At 66.5% G+C, this 18,083-nt stretch carries 12 protein-coding genes and 1 pseudogene; 6 read left to right on the top strand and 7 right to left on the bottom strand.

Features of this window, described 5'->3' with window-relative positions:
* Positions 1–7: 7 nt before the first annotated feature.
* Together CHINAEXTREME_RS07475 and CHINAEXTREME_RS07470 are read left to right on the top strand one after the other, a co-directional pair.
* The gene (locus tag CHINAEXTREME_RS07475) at positions 8–1,636 is read left to right on the top strand and encodes a GMC family oxidoreductase (protein ID WP_007140171.1); all 1,629 of its coding nucleotides are present in this window, start codon (positions 8–10) and stop codon (positions 1,634–1,636) included.
* Positions 1,637–1,846: 210 nt separating this feature from the next.
* Positions 1,847–2,515 (top strand): dolichyl-phosphate hexose transferase, encoded by a 669-nt coding sequence (locus tag CHINAEXTREME_RS07470; RefSeq protein ID WP_238593389.1) that lies wholly within the window; start codon positions 1,847–1,849, stop codon positions 2,513–2,515.
* A gap of 230 nt (positions 2,516–2,745) precedes the next feature.
* Here the strand turns inward: CHINAEXTREME_RS07470 and CHINAEXTREME_RS07465 are convergent, their stop codons facing one another.
* The 6 genes and pseudogenes from CHINAEXTREME_RS07465 to CHINAEXTREME_RS07440 all read right to left on the bottom strand — a co-directional run bounded on the left by CHINAEXTREME_RS07465 (position 2,746) and on the right by CHINAEXTREME_RS07440 (position 11,502).
* Complete coding sequence (locus CHINAEXTREME_RS07465) at positions 2,746–4,950, bottom strand: DUF7846 domain-containing protein (protein WP_007140173.1); 2,205 nt, start codon at positions 4,948–4,950, stop codon at positions 2,746–2,748.
* Positions 4,951–4,989: 39 nt separating this feature from the next.
* Complete coding sequence (locus CHINAEXTREME_RS07460; RefSeq protein WP_007140174.1) at positions 4,990–6,111, bottom strand: extracellular solute-binding protein; 1,122 nt, start codon at positions 6,109–6,111, stop codon at positions 4,990–4,992.
* A 25-nt stretch (positions 6,112–6,136) separates the two neighbouring features.
* A complete protein-coding gene (locus CHINAEXTREME_RS07455) occupies positions 6,137–7,357 on the bottom strand; it encodes a hypothetical protein (RefSeq protein WP_007140175.1) in 1,221 nt (406 codons plus the stop codon).
* A gap of 19 nt (positions 7,358–7,376) precedes the next feature.
* A pseudogene (locus CHINAEXTREME_RS07450) lies at positions 7,377–8,515 on the bottom strand (lysylphosphatidylglycerol synthase transmembrane domain-containing protein).
* A gap of 102 nt (positions 8,516–8,617) precedes the next feature.
* Positions 8,618–9,547 (bottom strand): NAD-dependent epimerase/dehydratase family protein, encoded by a 930-nt coding sequence (locus tag CHINAEXTREME_RS07445; RefSeq protein ID WP_007140177.1) that lies wholly within the window; start codon positions 9,545–9,547, stop codon positions 8,618–8,620.
* 71 nt (positions 9,548–9,618) lie between these two features.
* Positions 9,619–11,502: an alkaline phosphatase D family protein gene (locus tag CHINAEXTREME_RS07440; protein ID WP_007140178.1), complete on the bottom strand. Its 1,884-nt coding sequence runs from the start codon at positions 11,500–11,502 to the stop codon at positions 9,619–9,621.
* A gap of 431 nt (positions 11,503–11,933) precedes the next feature.
* Between CHINAEXTREME_RS07440 and thsB the strand changes: the two genes are divergently transcribed.
* The 3 genes from thsB to CHINAEXTREME_RS07430 all read left to right on the top strand — a co-directional run bounded on the left by thsB (position 11,934) and on the right by CHINAEXTREME_RS07430 (position 16,037).
* Entirely contained in the window at positions 11,934–13,589 is a 1,656-nt protein-coding gene (gene thsB / locus CHINAEXTREME_RS07435) for a thermosome subunit beta (RefSeq protein ID WP_007140179.1), read from the top strand.
* A 304-nt stretch (positions 13,590–13,893) separates the two neighbouring features.
* Entirely contained in the window at positions 13,894–14,037 is a 144-nt protein-coding gene (locus CHINAEXTREME_RS21815; protein WP_007140180.1) for a hypothetical protein, read from the top strand.
* An 83-nt stretch (positions 14,038–14,120) separates the two neighbouring features.
* Positions 14,121–16,037: an ABC transporter ATP-binding protein gene (locus tag CHINAEXTREME_RS07430; protein ID WP_007140181.1), complete on the top strand. Its 1,917-nt coding sequence runs from the start codon at positions 14,121–14,123 to the stop codon at positions 16,035–16,037.
* Positions 16,038–16,095: 58 nt separating this feature from the next.
* Here CHINAEXTREME_RS07430 and lrp read toward each other — a convergent pair whose 3' ends face one another.
* Positions 16,096–16,557 carry an HTH-type transcriptional regulator Lrp gene (gene lrp / locus CHINAEXTREME_RS07425; RefSeq protein ID WP_007140182.1) on the bottom strand — a complete coding sequence of 154 codons (462 nt, stop codon included), beginning with the start codon at positions 16,555–16,557 and terminating at the stop codon, positions 16,096–16,098.
* Between the two features lie 126 nt (positions 16,558–16,683).
* Between lrp and glnA the strand changes: the two genes are divergently transcribed.
* Positions 16,684–18,039: a type I glutamate--ammonia ligase gene (glnA, locus tag CHINAEXTREME_RS07420; RefSeq protein ID WP_007140183.1), complete on the top strand. Its 1,356-nt coding sequence runs from the start codon at positions 16,684–16,686 to the stop codon at positions 18,037–18,039.
* Positions 18,040–18,083 lie beyond the last annotated feature (44 nt).

Raw genomic sequence — 18,083 nt, 5'->3', positions numbered from 1 at the left:
TGGACGCGTGAGCGGGCGACCACCGGCCGAATCCGCAAGCCCCGCCGACGGCGCGGCCGACCGTTCGCCCGTCGAGGACGCCGACGTCTGCGTGATCGGCGCGGGACCGGCCGGCGGTATCGTCGCGGAGCGACTCGCACAGGCCGGCCGCGAGGTCGTCGTCCTCGAGGCGGGGCCGCGGTTCGACTTCGACGACAGGCTCGCCCGGCAAGAGCGTGCGATCCGGCCCGCATACGATCGACCGGACGTCTGGGACGGCGATCCCGAACGGGACGCCCACTCGGCGAGCGGCGAGTGGTTCTATCCGCTGAACCACGCCCGCGTGAAAGGCGTCGGCGGGTCGACGCTGCACTGGCAGGGGATGGTAATGCGCCTGCACGAGGACGACTTCCGCTCCGGGACGGCCCGCGGCGTCGGCGTCGACTGGCCGCTCGAGTACGACGACCTTCGTCCGTACTACGCCGAGGCCGAGCGGGAACTCGGCGTCGCCGGCGGCGAGGACAACCCCTTCGCGCCGCCCCGCGAGGAGCCGTTCCCGATGGAGGCGTTCCCGCCGTCCTACAGCGACGGGCTGTTCGCCGAGGCCTGCGACGAACTCGGGATCGAGATGCACTCGGTCCCCAACGCCCGCAACTCCGAATCCTACGACGATCGGAGCGCCTGCGTCGGCTACGGTACCTGCCAGCCGGTCTGTCCCTCCGGTGCGAAGTACGACGCGACGGTCCACGTCGAACGGGCCGAACGGAAGGGTGCGACGGTCATCGACCGCGCACCCGTTCAGCGACTCGAGCACGGCCCGGATGCGATCGAGGCGGCCGTCTACGCGACGCCCGACGGCGAGTACCGCCAGGCGGCGGACGCCTTCGTGATCGCCTGCGGCGGCGTCGAGACCCCGCGGCTGCTGTTGCTCTCGAAGTCGAGCCACTACCCCGACGGACTCGCGAACTCGAGCGGCCTGGTCGGCCGCTATTTCATGGACCACCTCTTCGCGGGGATGGGCGGCGTGCTCGAGGAACCGACGCGACAGAACCACGTCGGCTTCCTCACCAGCGAGTCCCACCAGTTCTACGACGAGGCCGACGCGGAGTTCGCGCCGTTCAAACTCGAGTTCTTCAACTACGACGGCCCCTCGCCGGTCGAGATGGCGCTTTCCGGCGACGACTGGGGCGACGACCTGCTCGAGCGGCTCCGCTCGGAGTACGGGAACCACGTCGGCCTGGGCGGGCTAGTCGAGCAACTCCCCCGCGAAGACAGCTACGTCGCGCTCGACTACGACCGCACCGACGACCGCGGCAATCCCGTGCCGGACGTCCACTGGAACGTGGGCGACCGGGCGCTGCGGACCATCGAACGCGTCAACGAGATCCAGCGGGAACTCCTCGAGGAACTGGGCGCGGAGATCACCTGGCAGGTCGACGCCGAGAACACCGGCCCGGCCTACCACCACATGGGGACGACCCGGATGGGCACGGAGCCGACGGAAAGCGTCGTCGGTCCGGACCTGCGGACCCACGACCTCGAGAACTGCTGGATCGCCTCGAGTTCCGTCTTCCCGACCGGTGGGGCGATGAACCCGACGCTGACGATCGCCGCGCTGGCGCTGAAGGCGGCGGATCACGTCCTCGAATCGGTCTGACCGCCGATTTGTTTTAGGCAAACCTAAAAGCCTAAGTGCGACCGGACGAGAGTACCGTCAATGAGTAGTACGGACACATCAGGCGGGGACGGAACGCGCGACGCTATCGCACCGACAGACGACGACGCAAGCGACGGGGACGGATCAGCGCCCGAGGCGACCGACGGGGCCGGCAGCGACCGGTTCACGTTCGAGGACGTCAGCGTCGTCATGGGAACGTACAACGAGGAGGAAGCGATCGGCACGGTGCTGTCGGACGTCGAGGAGATCACGGACGGGAAAGCGGAGGTCGTCTGCATCGACGGCTCCTCGGACCGCACGCCCGAGATCGCCCGCGAGCACGGCGCGACCGTGATCGAACAGGAGCCCCAGGGGTACGGCGTCGCCGTCCGCGCGGCGATCCTCGAACCCGACCGGCCGATCGTCGTCACGGCCGACTGCGACGACACCTACCCGATGGAACAGCTTCCGGAGTTCCTCGAGCTGATCAACCGGGGGTACGACGTGGTCAGCGGCGACCGGCTCTACCACGGCGCGGAGGCGATGCCCGCGTTCAATCGGCTTGGCAACCACCTCTTCGCGGCGGCCGCGAGCGTCCTGATGGGGACCCGTGTGCACGACACCACGACGGGGATGCGCGCCTACCGCCGCGAGGTCGTCGAGTCGATCGAGTGGACCGAAAACACCGGTCTCTCGGCCGAGCTCCTGATCCGGCCGCTGATGCGCGGCTACGATATCCGCGAACACCCGATCGAGTACCGCGAGCGCGCCGGCGAAACCAAGCTCGACCCGATCCAGGGCGGCCTCGAGATCGGCCGCTCGATCGTCAAGGTCGCGCTCGAGGAGCGGCTTCGGGAGCTGCCACACCGGGCGGACTAGAAGAACCGGAGCGACTCGAGGACGACGTCGAGCACGATATCGAACCAGCCTGAACTCTCCTCCTCTTCCTCGTCGGTCGAGCGCTCGGACCCGGTATCGGTCATGCGACCGACTACGAACGCCGACACGTAAAGTATTGGTTCGGTGATCGGTTCTCGTGCGGACTACGGGGTTCCGGCCTGACCGGGAACTCCCACAGTCAGGCCGGGAAACCGGTACGGCGGACCGGGTCAGTCCACCGGCTCGAGTCGCGTCTCGAACCGCTCCCACTCGGGGTGGCCGTCCGGCCGATCGGGCAGGTACGTACCCTCGCGCCCGCACTCGGTGACCAGTCGACAGCCGGTGCGTTCGGGCGGCCAGACGACCGCGAGCCCCTCGTCGGTCGCCCGAACCGTCGCCGCCTGGCGGTAGGTGAACGTCCCCCCATCGGGCTGGACGAGCGTGATCGTCAGGACTACCTCGTCCGTCTCCTCGAGCGTCACCGACGGGTTCGCATCTTCGTCGTCCGGCACGTCGAGGGAAGCGACGGCGGGCGTAGTACCGTTGGCAGTCGTGTTGCCCGCCCCGGCCCGAAGTTCCCAGTCGACTGCGATCGAGTCGTCCGGATCGTCCACGGTCTGCCAGGCCGTCGAGCCGTTGCTCGCGAGGCGAATCGACGCCCGGGAGACGCGCTCCGGGACGCCGACGACGGTCTCGCCGGCGAGGGTCTCGCCCTCACGGACCTCGAGCGGCTCGAGTTTCGGGATCACGGGCTCGTCCGGCCCGGCCGTCCACTCGCCGCGGTAGTCGTACCGGTAATAGTCCCGGTCGGGGTAGGCCTCGAGCACCGCGAAATCGTGTTCGGGATCGGCCTCGAGCGCGTAGACGGCCTCGCCGTCGAGGCCGGGATCGTTGCGAAGCGCCTGGAAGGGGTGGCCCTGCCACTGGCCGTACGGCGTCGGCAGGAAGACGAGTGCGTTCTCGACGTCCCGCTGCTCGAACGGTTCGTAAGCCGCCTCGTACCGCTCGGTGTGGGCCGCGTTGCGCTCGACCGGCTCGGCGAGCAGGGCGGCGTTGACGCCCCCGACGACGAGGGCACTCGTGACGAGGACGGCGAGCGCCAGGCGACGGGCGGTCCGCGCGGTCGGTCCCGGGATCCGCTCTCGAAGCGCAGCGTCGCGGAGACGTCGCCAGACCGCGACGAACCCGAACGCGGCGAAGATCGACAGCGGCGCGAGCAGGTCGAAGTGGTAGAAGGGGCCGAACTGCGAGATCAGTCCGTTCGTCGGGTCGTCCATCGTCGCGAGGACGTTGAAGTTGCCCCAGAACGCGATGTTGCCGAGCGGAACGGTGACGAACAGGGCGGCCAGGAGGATGCCCGCCGTTCGGTCACCGTCGAGGGTCCGCTCGAGGCTCGGCGTCGGCGGCGTCCACCGTCTCAGCGCGAGCGCGAGACCGGCCAGTGCCGCGAGCGTCCCGATCGGCCCCGCGACGAACCACCGGGTCGCGAAGTACCACAGGACGTAGCCGTTGGCCTCGAGCGCCAGGGCCGGCGTGTACTCGATCGAGTGACCCTGGATCTCGCGGTAGCCGAAGCCGGGACCGTCCAGCGGTGCGAACGCCTCGTAGGGAAAGAGCAGCGGCGAGCCGGTCACCCGGGCGTTGTACGCGAGCGTCAGGCCGACGAAGGCCAGCCCGAACAGCCCGGTGACGGCGTGTCGCCGGACCGGGTTCGGCAGCGTCCGGACCGCGACCGTGCCGTCCCACTCCCGCCGGAGCGTGCCGATCACCCGCCACAGCGCGTGTCCGATGAACGGCGCGGCGAACAGGACGGCGGTGTAGGGCCTGGCGAAGAAGGCCAGCCCGATCGCAACGCCGGCGAGCGCCGCGTCGCGGAGCCGCCCGGTGTGGACGCCTCGCAGATACGAGACGGCGAACGCGAGATTGAGGAACGTCGTCGGCGCGTACGGGAGAAAGACCGACGACGTCAGAAGCGCCAGCGGGGAGGCCGCGAAGAGCGCGGCGGCGACGACGCCCACCCGTCGGTCGAAGACCTGTGATCCCAGGGCGTACGTGAGCGCGGCGTTGCCCGCCGCGACGAGCGCGAGCGTCACGCGGGGCTCGCCGAAAACGGCCATCGTGGCGGCGTACATCGCCGCGGGCACCGGCGAGTACTTCGGGTAGAGCCGACCGCCGTCCTCGACGAAGAACCAGGGCCGGAACGCGTCCGCGAGGTCGCCGACGTACAGCTCGAGTTGCCCCTCGAGTAGCATGGCGGCCTGCATGAGATAGACCGCCTCGTCGTCGTTGCTCGAGTGGTAGGGAAACAGCTGTGTCGCGACCACGAAGACGGCCGCGCCGGCGAGGGCGGCGACACAGAACGCGTACAGGGTGGACCGATCGACGCGGTCGCTCCGGATCGGACGCGAGAGGAGACGACGGAGTCGATCGAACATTACGGGAGAACCGGCAGTTGGGAGTCGTTCAGGTGTCGATCAGGTGTCGATACCGACCTCTCGCATGAGGTCGATCGTCGGCTCGAGTTCCGACAGCCGCGAGAGGTCGAGGTCCGGCACGTCGAGTTCGTCGATCGTCGGCAGTTCGCCCACCGGTTCGACGTCGGGGATCAGCGGGTACTCGAAGGTCTCGGTGGCGAAGTACTCCTGGGCCTGGGCCGAGAGGAGGTGGCGGACGAAGTTCTCGGCGAGTTCGGGATCGTCGGCGGCGTCGGTGACGGCCGCGCCGGCGACGTCGAAGACAGCGCCGGCGTCACCCTCGGTGAACGAAGTGGCGATGGGGGCGTCCGGCGAGCCGTCGAGAACGCGCTGGATGTAGTAGTGGTTCGTGAAGCCAGCGTCGATCTCGCCGTCGGCGATCGCCTGACAGACCGCGAACTCGTCGTTGTAGGCGGTGATACCCGACTCGGTGATGCCCTCGAGCCACTCGCGGGTGGTCTCCTCGCCCTCGAGCAGCCGCATCGCGGTGACGAACCCCTGACAGGAGCCGTAGGACGGCGCCCAGCCGAGGTCGCCGTCGAAGTCGGTGTACGCCTGGATGTCGTCGGGCATGTCGTCCTCGGAGAGGGCGTCGGTGTTGTACGGAATCGTCCGCGCACGCCCGGAGGTACCGATCCAGTAGTCGGTCCGGAACTCCTCGCGGACCATCTCGAGGACGTCGTCGGACAGTTCCCGGGACCGGCCCTCGTCGGCCAGCGCGCCGAGCGCGGCCGCGTCGACGGTGTAGAAGACGTCGGCGGGCGTCCCGTCACCCTCCTCGGCGATCTGGTTGACCAGTTCGGAGGAGTTGCCGTAGCGGGGCTCGATCGTGAAGTCCTCGTAATACTCCTCGAGGTCGTCGAGCAGCGTGCCGACGAGGAACTCGCCGCGCCCGGAGTAGACGTGGAGTTCGCCCTCGAGGTCGGGCAAGTCCTCGATCTTCGTCCCTTCGGGTTCGGGCCGGTCCGCGCGGCCGGAGCCGATCTGGCCGAAGACCGTCGACTCTTCCTCTCCGTCGTCGCCGCCGATGAGGCCGGTACACCCGGCCAACCCTGCCGCACCGAGCGCGGCCGAGCCGGCGAGGAACGTCCGCCGATCCGTCGCGTCACGATCTCTACTCATATGTTTTAGGCTCACCTAAATACACTTATAGGCGTCGATTCCCGGCAACGGCGACGGGTCGGTCGAGCGCCTCGAGGCACTCGAGCCAGTCGAGCATGTGTTCGCCGACGTAGTTGAAGAACGCACCGTTGTTGTACTCCTCCCAGTCCCCGTCGGCCAGTTCCCGGGCCATTGCCTCGAAGACATCGGCGTAGGAGTCGGCGTCTTCGCCCGCGTCGTCCTCAGTCGGCTCCGCCGGCTGAGCGGCCCGTGGAACCTCCGGTTCCACGCTGTCAATTACCCGCCAGAGGTGCTCGTTCAACTCGAGCCCCGGCACCTCGTTGTTGAGGTCGTCGAAGGTGCTACGCGGGGCTTTGTTGTGTTCACACAGCGGCGCGCCGTTGTAGATGCGCTTGCCGAGGACGTCGCAGGCTCGCTTGAGGAACACGCCCGACCAGATGTCGTCGAACCGGCCGACTTCCCACTCGTTGTCGTCCATCGGAAGCTGGTAGAACGCGGGGATCACCTCGCGGCGGAAGGCGAGGTTCATCGAACAGACGGTGAGGTAGTTGCCCCGCTCGGCGACGAAGTCCTCGCCGAAGTCGTCGGCCGTCGTGCGCGTCTGGGCCTGCCCCTCGAGGTCGCCGTCCATGAGGATGCGGACGGCGTCTAAGTCGGGGACGTTGGTCCACAGGCCCTGCGAGGCGACGACCTGCCCGCCCTCGATCTCGGTCGTGCCGGTCTCGACGGTCTCGTCCATCGCCGAGTAGGGGTAGCCCCGCGGGTAGAGGCCGTGTTCATCGGCGTTCTGGTAGAGGACGTTCACCCAGTTCTCGTCCGAGGAGACCGACTCGATCTCGCCCTCGAACGCGAGGTTCTGCATGTGCGTGCCGAAGAAGTCCTCCTCGGGATGCGGGAGGGTGTCGTCGTCGATGAAGAAGCCGTACTCGAACTCGTCGTTTGCCCACATGTAGAGCAGCCCGAAGCTCGTCTCGGCGTGGCTCGCCGCCGGGACGACGTGTTCGTACTCCTCGACGCCGTGCTCGGCGTACCACTCCTCGCGACGGGACCCGTCGAAGACCTCGCCCGAAACGTCTTCCTCCTCGAGCATCCGTTCCATCTCGTCGGTCTCACAGAAGTCCTCGGTCACGAGGACGACGTGCAGCCTCGAGAGGTCGAAACCGTGCTCGCGTGCGTTCTCGAAGTACGAGCGCATACATTCGTACTCCCGGATCGTCGGAACGACGACGCAGATGTCCTGACTCATTACCTCGTCATTTTTTAGGCTAACCTAAAAAGTTGCCGGAATCCCCCGATCCGGACGCGTCAGCGGCGGCATCGGACAGGGAGATTCCGAGCGCGGCGACCGAGACGCCGCCGCCGACCAGCGTCACCGCGTTCTTCAGCGCGTGGTCGACGATCGCGGCCGCCAGCGCGGTCCCCGCACCGATCGGCGTCAGCGCGACCACGAGCGCGGTGAACGCGGCCTCGTAGAGCCCGACGCCGCCCTGGGACAGCGGCAGGACCTTCGCGAGGTTGCCGACGCTGACCGCGAGCGTCCCGACCGCGAGCAGGGGGCCGACGGCGAGCCTGCTGTCCAGGGCGGCGAGCACGAGCACGGCCGTCACCACGTCGAGCAGCCACACGACCAGGCTGGTCGCGCCGACGGCCAGAGCGCCGCCCGCGGGTTCCGGGCGACGAGCTGGACGTCCGCGACGAACTCGAGCAGGGCATCGAGGGCCGCCTCGAGGCGCGGGGATCCCTCGACGCGGCGACGGAGCCACGGTGCGATCCCGACCTCCGATCGCGCGGAGGTGACGACCGCGAGTCCCACGCCGACGGTCGCGGTGCTGACTGCCGAGGCCGCGACGAGCGCGGTCCGGGCACCGCCGGTCGTCGCCAGGTCGAGCGGCCCGGCCTCGCCCTGCAGCGCCAGCCAGCCGGTCGCGACCCCCGCGAGGGCAGCGATCGTCGCCAGGTCGAAGAGCCGTTCGACCGTCAGCGACGCGAAGCCGGCGGTGTAGGGGACGTCCTGCCGGGCGATAACGTACGCCCGCGTCGCGTCGCCGGCCCGCGCCGGAACGGCGAGGTTAGCGGTCTGGCTCACGAAGATCGCCGCGGTGAGAAACGGCGTCCCGACCCGTCGTCCCATCGCCGCGAGGACGTCGCCGTACCGTCGACCGCGAAGCGGCCACGAGACGAGGTAGACGGCGACAGCGGCGGCGAGCAGCCGCAGGTCCGCGCCGGCGACCTCGGCGACGACCGTCTCGAGTTCGATTTCGCGAACTGCGACGGCCAGGCCGAGAAAGACGAGGATCGTGCCGGCGACCGTCAGCCGACGGCGGGTCAGGGCGGCACCGATGCCCCCGCCCGTCGGTCCGTCCTCGTCGGCCTCTGACCCGTCGCGCTCGCCGCCGTCGTTCATACTCCGCCCTCTCGAGCGCAGATATTTAAGCCCACCTAAAACTCGTGCGAACGTCACCGTCCGTCCGTCTCGGCTGACTTTTCGGCCAACCGATCGATCCCGTCATCGAAGTTCCGAAAGGATCTCGCGGGTCGCGCGCCGCACCGCCTCGTCGCTCGAGAGCGTCGGCTCCCACCCGAGCGCCGACAGCTTCTCGATCGAGAGGCGCATCTTCGGGACGTCGCCGGTCCAGCCGCGGTCGCCGCCGGTGTACTCGAAGTCCGGATCGAGGTCCATCTCGTCGGCGACGATGGCGGCGATCCGGTCGACCGACGTGGTCGTGCGCGTCCCCAGGTTGAACGTGTTCGTCGCATCGTCTGCGTGTTCGATGGCGTGGAGCATCGCGTCGAGACAGTCCTCGACGTGGAGGTAGGACTTCTCCTGGCGGCCGTCGCCGAGGATGGTCAGCGTCCCGGGATCCTCCTCGAGTTTCTCGATGAAATCGGGGATGACCGCACCCCGCAGGCGCGGGCCAACGACGTTCGCGAACCGGAAGGTCCAGACCGTCAGGTCGTGGCTGTGGGTCCGCGCGGAGAGCAGTCCCTCGTCGGCGAGTTTGCTCGCCCCGTAGGCGCTGATCGGCTCGAGGGGCGCGTAGTCCTCCGGCGTCGGCCGCGGAGCCTCGCCGTAGACCGTCGACGAGGAGGTGTAGGCGAGGTCGGTCACGCCGGCGTCGGCCATCGCCTCGAGGAGGTTGCGGGTCATCCGCGTGTTGTCGTCGAACTGGCCGTGCGGCCGGTCGGTGTCGACGTGTTTCGACGCCGCGAGGTGGAAGACGAGGTCGACGTCCTCGAGGACGCCCTCGAGTGCGTCGGGTTCGGTCAGGTCGGCCTCGACGAAGGCGGCCCCGTCGGGGACCCGGTCGGCGTCGCCGTTCGAGCAGTCGTCGACGACCGTTACGTCGCTGCCCTCAGCCAGCAGTCGCTCGACGAGGTGAGAGCCGATGAACCCGGCACCGCCCGTCACGAGTACGCATCGATCCGCGAGAGTCATGTCTTCGGATTCGTCGACGGAAGGATAACCCTGTTGTCTCCGCGATCGGGGGGCGTCCCGGATGGCGTCGCTTACGGGTCGTCCCGCCAGCCTTCGCCCGTGGGAGGATCGGGTGCCGTCTCCGATTCGTTCGTGGCTTCGACTCCCGTTTCCCCCGTTCCGTTGACCGTGACTGCCTTCCCTTCCGAGTCGACGTCGATGTAGTTCGCGTCCGCCCGGACGTCGAGTTCCTCGAGGTCGATCTTCCCGTCGGGGATCCGATAGGCCGCGATCTGTCGTTTTGCTGCGGCCTCGCTATCGACCGTTTTGTCGACCTCGTAGACGGTGTACGTGCAGTCGTCACGAGTGAACTCGACGACCGCGTACCCGTGCTTGTGCCAGTTGACGAACTCCATGTGGGGATTGCTCGACCGGACGAGACCCGCCACGGCATCGTCGTCGACGTCGCCGGGGAAATCCACGACGTCCGCCGCGTTGACGCTCGTAATCGACGGCGTCATGAGTTCGACTCCGACGGGGTCTGAGTCGACCCACCACCACTCGTTGTACGTCGTTCGCTGATAGCCGGCGATCGAACAGTGAAGATCTCCCGAGAGAGTGACGAAGTTCCGGACGTCGGCGTCCGCGATCGTGGTCATCAGTGTTTCGCGCTCGGCCTGGAAACCGTCCCACGAGTCGTGGATGAATTCGGTCTGCCAGTAGCCTTTTCCGGCCGTGATCGGCGTCGTCAGCACCTCGTTGGCCCACACAGTCCAGCGAGCGTCGTCGGTCGTCACCGTCTCGAGGAACCACTCGCGCTGTTCGTCCCCGAGCATCGTTCTGTTCGGAGCGTCCTCGTTGTCGCACGTGATCCGCTGCTCGCCACACGGTGGGCCGTCACGGTAGAGGCGTTCGTCCGTCCGAACGAGTGTCGCGAGATCGCCGAACTCGATCGATCGCCAGAGCTGCAGTTGTTCGTGGAGTTCCGTGGCGTCGGGATCGTACTCGACGCGACACGGCATATACTCGATCCAGGCCTGAATGCCGTTCGCAGCGACGTCGATCGTAAACTCGGGGTCGTCGCCGCGGTCTTTCTCCGGCAGTCGCGGCGCGTCCTGTTCGTCGTCCCACCACCAGTTGTTCCCGATTTCGTGGTCGTCCCAGCCGGCGATCAGCGTGTGCTGCTCAAGCCCGCGCTGCAGCAGGGGATCCGCTCGGTAGACGGTATAGAGGTGCCGGAAATCGTCGAGCGTTTCGGCGAGCGGGCTCCCGCTCGGTAACTCGATTTCCCGACCGTCGTACACGTCCGCCGTCGGCGACGTGTACTGGCCGTCGGCCGACTCGTAGATGAAATCGCCCATGTGAACCAGGAAGTCGACATCTGACTCCGCGAGGTGAGCGTACGCGCCGTAGTAGCCGTTCTGGTAATCCTGACAGGTGAGTACGGCGAGCGACAGCGAGTCCAGATCGGCTCCCGTTGCCGGAAGCGTCCGACAGCGCCCCGTCCGACTCGCAACCCCGTCGTAGACGAACCGGTAGTGATACCGGCCGTTAGACTCGAGTTCGCCGTCGAGATCGAGGTTGACGGTGTAATCGTGCTCGGGGGATATCGACTCGGCGCCGACGATACCGTCGGAGACGACGTTCTCGAACGCCTCGTCGGTCGCAATTTCGAACGCCAGCGGCTCTGACGGCTCGTACGCCGCGGGATCGATGCGCGTCCAGAGGATGACGCCGTTCGACGTCGGGCCACCGCTGGCGATCGACTGCGGAAACGTCTCGTCCGGATCGTTCTCCGGATCGAACTCGAACGGATCGCGGTCCGTAGCTGGTTTCGCAGTCACTCGCTGAGCGACGGACCGCTCGCCGAGGACCGCTGCGATCCCACTTGCGATACCGGCCGTCGCTACCCGTTCGAGAAAGCCGCGTCTGTTCGACGTCGCTGCGTGCTGGGCCGCACTGTTTCGTTCTGTCATCGGAGTAACAGTTAACCCAACTAATAAAATATTATTATATTACCCAGATATATGTATACTTATCACGACGTAAATTATGACGGAGTCTGATCTGGCGGCCGATTCTCCGTACAGCGGACGATCGAGTCACGAACTAACACCGGTACTGCAGACTACCGAGGAGCCACCTCCCCGCCGATCGAACTAATGGGGCCTGCCAATTCGATCTGACCAATCCGGACGGACCGATCGCTCAAATAAAAAAGCCGATTGTGACACGGCTCGTCGGCCCGACCTGTACGACAGTCAATCACACACGATAACGGTTGAACCCCCTTACGCACGGCGGTTCCGCGAGTATTACTCGGCAGCAGTTCGAGTCGGTGAACGCGGAAGACGGGAATATTTTTATAGAAGGACAAACATAGATCCACCTGACTATGAGCCAGCGAATGCAGCAGGGACAGCCGATGATCGTGATGAGCGAGGACTCCCAGCGCGTCAAGGACAAGGACGCGCAGGACTACAACATCTCGGCGGCGCGAGCGGTCGCCGAGGCCGTCCGCTCGACGCTCGGTCCGAAAGGGATGGACAAGATGCTCGTCGACTCGATGGGATCGGTGACGATCACCAACGACGGCGTCACCATCCTCGAGGAGATGGACATCGACAACCCGACGGCCGAGATGATCGTCGAGGTCGCCGAAACCCAGGAGGACGAGGCGGGTGACGGCACCACGACGGCCGTCGCGATCGCCGGCGAACTGCTGAAAAACGCCGAGGACCTCCTCGAGCAGGACATCCACCCGACGGCGATCATCAAGGGCTTCCACCTCGCTTCCGAGCAGGCCCGCGAGGAGATCGACGACATCGCCACCGACATCGACACCAGCGACGAGAACCTCCTGCGTAAGACCGCCGAGACCTCGATGACCGGCAAGGGCGCCGAGGTCAACAAAGAGCACCTCTCGCAGCTGATCGTCGACGCCGTCCGCACGGTCACCGTCGAGAACGACGAGGGCGAGAACGTCGTCGACCTCGAGTTCCTCAACATCGAGACCCAGACGGGCCGCAGCGTCGACGAATCCGACCTCCTCGAGGGCGGCATCGTCGACAAGGACCCCGTCCACGACAACATGCCCGTCGAGGCCGAGGACGCCGACGTCCTGCTGCTGAACGAGGCCATCGAGGTCGAGGAGACCGACGTAGACACCGAAGTCTCCGTTACGGACCCCGACCAGCTCCAGAAGTTCCTCGACCGCGAGGAACAGCAGCTCCGCGAGAAGGTCGATCGCATCGCCGACCTCGGGGCCGACGTCGTCTTCTGCCAGAAGGGCATCGACGACCTGGCTCAGCACTACCTCGCCAAGGAGGGCATCCTCGCCGTCCGCCGCGCCAAGAAGTCCGACCTCGAGTTCCTCTCGGAGGTCGTCGACGCGGCGATCGTCTCCGACCTCGAAAGCGCCGACGCCGACGACCTCGGCCACGGCGACGTCACCCGCGACGAGGAAGACGAGCTGTTCTACGTCGAAGGCGAGGACGCCCACGGCGTCACCCTCCTGCTGCGTGGCTCGACCGACCACGTCGTCGACGAACTCGAGCGCGGCGTCAACGACGCGCTCGACGTCGTCGCCCAGACCGTCTCCGACGGCCGCGTCCTCGCGGGCGGCGGCGCGATCGAGGTCGAACTCGCCTCGCGACTCCGTGACTTCGCCGACTCCGTCTCCGGCCGCGAACAGCTGGCCGTCGAGGCCTTCGCCGACTCGCTCGAGCTCGTCCCGCGCGTGCTCGCCGAGAACGCCGGCCTCGACTCCATCGACACGCTCGTCGACCTCCGCGCCGCCCACGAGGACGGCGACGTCAAGGCCGGCCTGAACGTCTTCTCGAGCGACATCGAGGACACCTTCGAGGCCGGCGTCGTCGAGCCGGCCCACGCCAAGGAACAGGCCGTCAGCTCCGCCTCCGAGGCCGCGAACCTCGTCCTCAAGATCGACGACATCATCTCCGCCGGCGACCTCTCGACCGACAAGGGCGACGACGAAGGCGGCGCCCCCGGTGCCGGCGGCATGGGCGGCGGCATGGGCGGCGGCATGGGCGGCATGATGTAGGACTAAATTTTGCTCTGCGGGCCGCCGAAGGCGGCCCTCGGCAAAATTTAGTATAAAAGCCTCCTCGCTCCCGATGGTCGCTCGTTGGCCCGCGAGCGCCTGACGGCGCTCGCGGTGAACGGCGTCACTCGGGTTCTTCGAACCGCTCGTTCGCCGACAGAATATCCGACGTTACGTTTGTCAGTGGCGATTCCACGCAATATACCCGTTTTGCTGTGACTTTTACTTGAATTCGTTCGAGTAGCAATCCACCGCTGCTTCTGGCAAGCCGGTGACCTTTTGTCTTCGCCGTCGTACGCCGACTATGGCCTTCCAGACAACGCTCGGCTGGTCGCTGATCTCCTCGGGGGTCGTCACGCTCGTCCTGAAAGTACTGCCCGGCGACTCGCTGTGGTGGGGACTGCTGTTCCTCGCGCTCGGCGCGACCCTCCTGTACGTTCGCCACTGAGCCGCCCCTGAACGGTCCCCTCGAGCGTACCGACTGCGGCGAACCGCCGGAGACTTACGTTTCGAAACGAAACTGGCGTGCCAGTGAGTGCCACTGACGACGAGACGCCGTTCGACGCCTACCGTGAGGACGTCGAGCGACCGCTAACGAGGTTGTTCCACGAGTACGCGCCCGGCCGGCTGGGCTACTTCACCGTCGGGATGGTCGCGAACTTCCTCGCCCGGATGGCGAGTCTCGTCCCGCCGATACTGCTGGGGGCCGCCATCGACGCGATCTTCACCGGGGAGTCGGAGACGCTCGAGTTGCCGCTCGTTCCCGCGGCCTGGCTGCCGGCCGGCGAACTCCCGCAGTTCTGGTTCGCGGTCGGGGCAGTCGCTATCGCGTTCCTCGCGACAGCCGTTTTCACGTGGATCTACGGGGTCACGGCCAACCTGTTCGCCCACAGCGTGATGCACACCGTCCGCGTCGACTCCTTCCGGAAGATGCAGCGGCTGGACATGTCCTTCTTCGACGAGAAACAGACCGGGGAGGTCATGGCCGTCCTCAACAACGACACGCAGAACCTGGAGCGATTCCTGGACAACGCCCTGATGAACTCCGCGCGACTCGTCGTGATGGTCGGCGGAATCGCGGCCGTCCTCTTCTACCTGAACTGGCAACTCGCCGTCGTCACGCTGTTTGCGGTGCCGGCGATGGTCGGCTTTACGATCTGGTTCATGCGCGCCGTCGAACCGCGGTACGTCCGTCAGCGCTCCGCCGTCGGCCGGCTCAACACCCGCCTCGAGAACGCCATCGCCGGGATGGGGTTGACGAAGACCACCTCGAGCGAGGCGTACGAGGCCGACCGGGTCAGCGACTCCTCGATGAACATGTTCGAGCGGACGATGGATGTGCTCAAACTGAGTTACTTCTACCGGCCCGGGATGGAGCTGCTCGCCGGCGTCTCCTTCGTCGCGACCTTCCTCGTCGGCGGGCTCTGGCTCACGACGGGAACCGCGCCGGGGCCGTTCACCGGCACGCTGTCGGTCGGGGACTTCGTCGTCTTCCTGACGCTGACCCAGCGCATCGTCGACCCGCTCGCGGAGGTCTCGAACATCGTCGACCAGTACGAGAACGCCAAGGCCTCGAGCGAACGGATCTTCGGCCTGATGGACATCCCGGTCCACGTCGACGACCCCGAGGACCCGGTCGACCTCGAGCCGGTCGCGGGGCGGGTCACCTACGAGGGCGTCTCGTTCGGCTACGCCGACAGGCTGCGGGCGACGGACGACAGGGCGTTCGAGGAACCCGTCATCGAGGACGTCTCCTTCGAGGCCGAGCCCGGAGAAACGGTCGCACTGGTCGGCCCGACGGGCGCGGGCAAGTCGACGCTCCTGAAACTCCTCCTGCGCCTGTACGACGTGCAGGAGGGGTCGGTACGGATCGACGGCCACGACGTCCGGGACGTCGCGCTGACCGACCTCCGCTCGGCCGTCGGCTACGTCAGCCAGGACACGTTCCTCTTCGACGGGACGATCGCCGACAACATTCGGTACGGGCAGTTCGACGCCTCCGACGAGGCCGTCCGCGAGGCCGCGAAGGCGGCACAGGCCCACGAGTTCGTCACCGACCTCGAGGACGGCTACGAGACGCGCGTCGGCGAGCGCGGCGTCAAGCTCTCGGGCGGCCAGCGCCAGCGGATCGCGCTCGCCCGAACCGTGCTGGCCGATCCGGAAGTGTTGATCCTGGACGAGGCGACGAGCGCGGTCGACACGAAGACCGAACTGCTGATCCAGCGGTCGATCGATCGGCTCACCGAGGATCGGACGACGCTCGCGATCGCTCACCGCCTGTCGACGGTCAAGGACGCCGATACGATCCTCGTGATGGCCGACGGCGAGATCGTCGAACGCGGCACGCACGAGGAGCTACTCGAGGGAGACGGCAGATACGCGACGTTGTGGCGCGCCCAGGCCGGCGACCGCGAGTCGGCGGCCGAACGACTCGTCGGCGATGATTGAGAGTGAGAGTGAGACCGAAAGCGAAAGCGAGAACGAGAGCGACCGCAAAACCGAGATCTCAGGTGTCCTCGACGTCGAGTTCGAACTGCTCGTTCTCGCTGACGGCGTTGAGGACGACGCTCGTGTTCGAGGCCTTGATGTCCGGATCAGTCAGGAGTTCCTTGATCTGGTCGTTCATCCCATCCGTATCTTTGAACTTCCCGATCGCGATCACGTCGTAGTCGCCGGTGACCTCGTACACCGAGATCATCTGGCGGTGATCGCGCAGTGTGTCCGTGATGTCCGGGAGCGCGTTCCCCTCGACCTGCAACTGGATGACGGCGGTGACGTCGTAACCGACGGCGTCGTAGTCGAGTCGCGGCGTATATCCCTCGATGACGCCCTCCTCCTCGAGATCCGAGAGGTGGTTGGAGACGGTGGTGACGGAGACGTCCAGCTCCTCGGCGAGGCTACGAAGGCTCGCACGGCCGTCGCCGAGAAGTGCATTCACTAGTTTCGCATCGAGATTTTCGTACGTCATCAACTGTAACGACTCATGCTACCCTTTAGAAGTTTACGAATATGCAATTCCTTGTTGGGAAGGGAAGATTTGCTCAGAGCAGCAGGGTTTTAGTAGGCGAGATACGAGGGTACCACGACAATACGGATGACAAGCGGAAACATCAGTGCCGCCGAACAGGCGGTACTCGACGAAATCAAGGAGAAGGAGATCGATTTCCTCCGTCTGCAGTTTACCGACATTCTCGGCACCGTCAAGAACGTCTCCGTGCCGGCCCGCCAGGCCGAGAAGGCGTTCCGCGAGGGGATCTACTTCGACGGCTCGTCTATCGAGGGGTTCGTCCGCATTCAGGAATCGGACATGCGTCTGGTTCCCGACCCGGACACGTTCGCGATCCTCCCCTGGCGGGACCGCGAGGACGGCCGCTCGGCCCGGATGATCTGTGACGTCTACGATACGTCGTCCGGCGAACCGTTCGAGGGCGACCCGCGGTACGTCCTCAGACGCGCCCTCGAGCGGGCCGAGGAACTGGGGTACACGGTCAACGCCGCGCCGGAACCCGAGTTCTTCCTCTTCGAAGAGGACGAGGACGGTCGCGCGACGACCGAGACCAACGACGCCGGCGGCTACTTCGACCTCGCGCCGAAGGACCTCGCGAGCGACGTCCGCCGGGACATCATCTACGGCCTCGAGGAGATGGGCTTCGAGGTCGAGGCCAGTCACCACGAGGTCGCCCAGGGCCAACACGAGATCAACTTCACGTACGACGACGCGCTGGCGACCGCGGACAACGTCGCCACCTTCCGCACCGTCGTCCGCGCAATCGCCGCCGAACACGACTACCACGCGACGTTCATGCCCAAGCCGATCCCGAAGATCAACGGCTCGGGGATGCACACGCACATCTCGCTGTTCACCGAGGACGGCGAGAACGCGTTCCACGACGAGGACGACGAGTTCGACCTCTCGGGGACCGCCCGCTCGTTCCTCGCGGGCGTCCTCGAGCACGCGCCGGCGATTACGGCGGTCGCGAACCCAACCGTGAACAGCTACAAGCGCCTGGTCCCCGGCTACGAGGCCCCGGTGTACGTCGCCTGGTCCGACCGCAACCGCTCGTCGCTGATCCGCAAGCCCGCCGCGCGCATCCCCGCGGCGAGCCGAATCGAACTGCGCTCGCCGGACCCATCGTGTAACCCCTATCTCGCCATCGCCGTCATGATCCACGCCGGCCTCGACGGCATCGAGAACGACCTCGAGTGTCCGGATCCCGTCCGCGAGAACATCTACGAGTTCGACGAACGGAAACGCGAGGAGTACGGCATCGACACGCTGCCCTCGAACCTCGGGGATGCCGTCGACGCCCTCGAGGACGACGAGGTAGTCTACGACGCGCTGGGCGACCACGTCGCGCCGAAGTTCGTCGAGGCCAAGCGCCAGGAGTTCGAGGAGTACCTGGTCGACGTCTCCCAGTGGGAACTCGACCGCTACCTCGAGACGTTCTGAGCGCCGTCCGATCCGGTCCGTATCCGACGTCGTCGTCTTTTTTC

It is taken from the genome of Halobiforma lacisalsi AJ5 (genome assembly GCF_000226975.2).
Taxonomy (GTDB): Archaea; Halobacteriota; Halobacteria; order Halobacteriales; family Natrialbaceae; genus Natronobacterium; species Natronobacterium lacisalsi.
The sequence above is the reverse complement of the archived record's forward strand: the minus strand, read 5'-3'. Positions and strand labels throughout refer to the sequence as shown.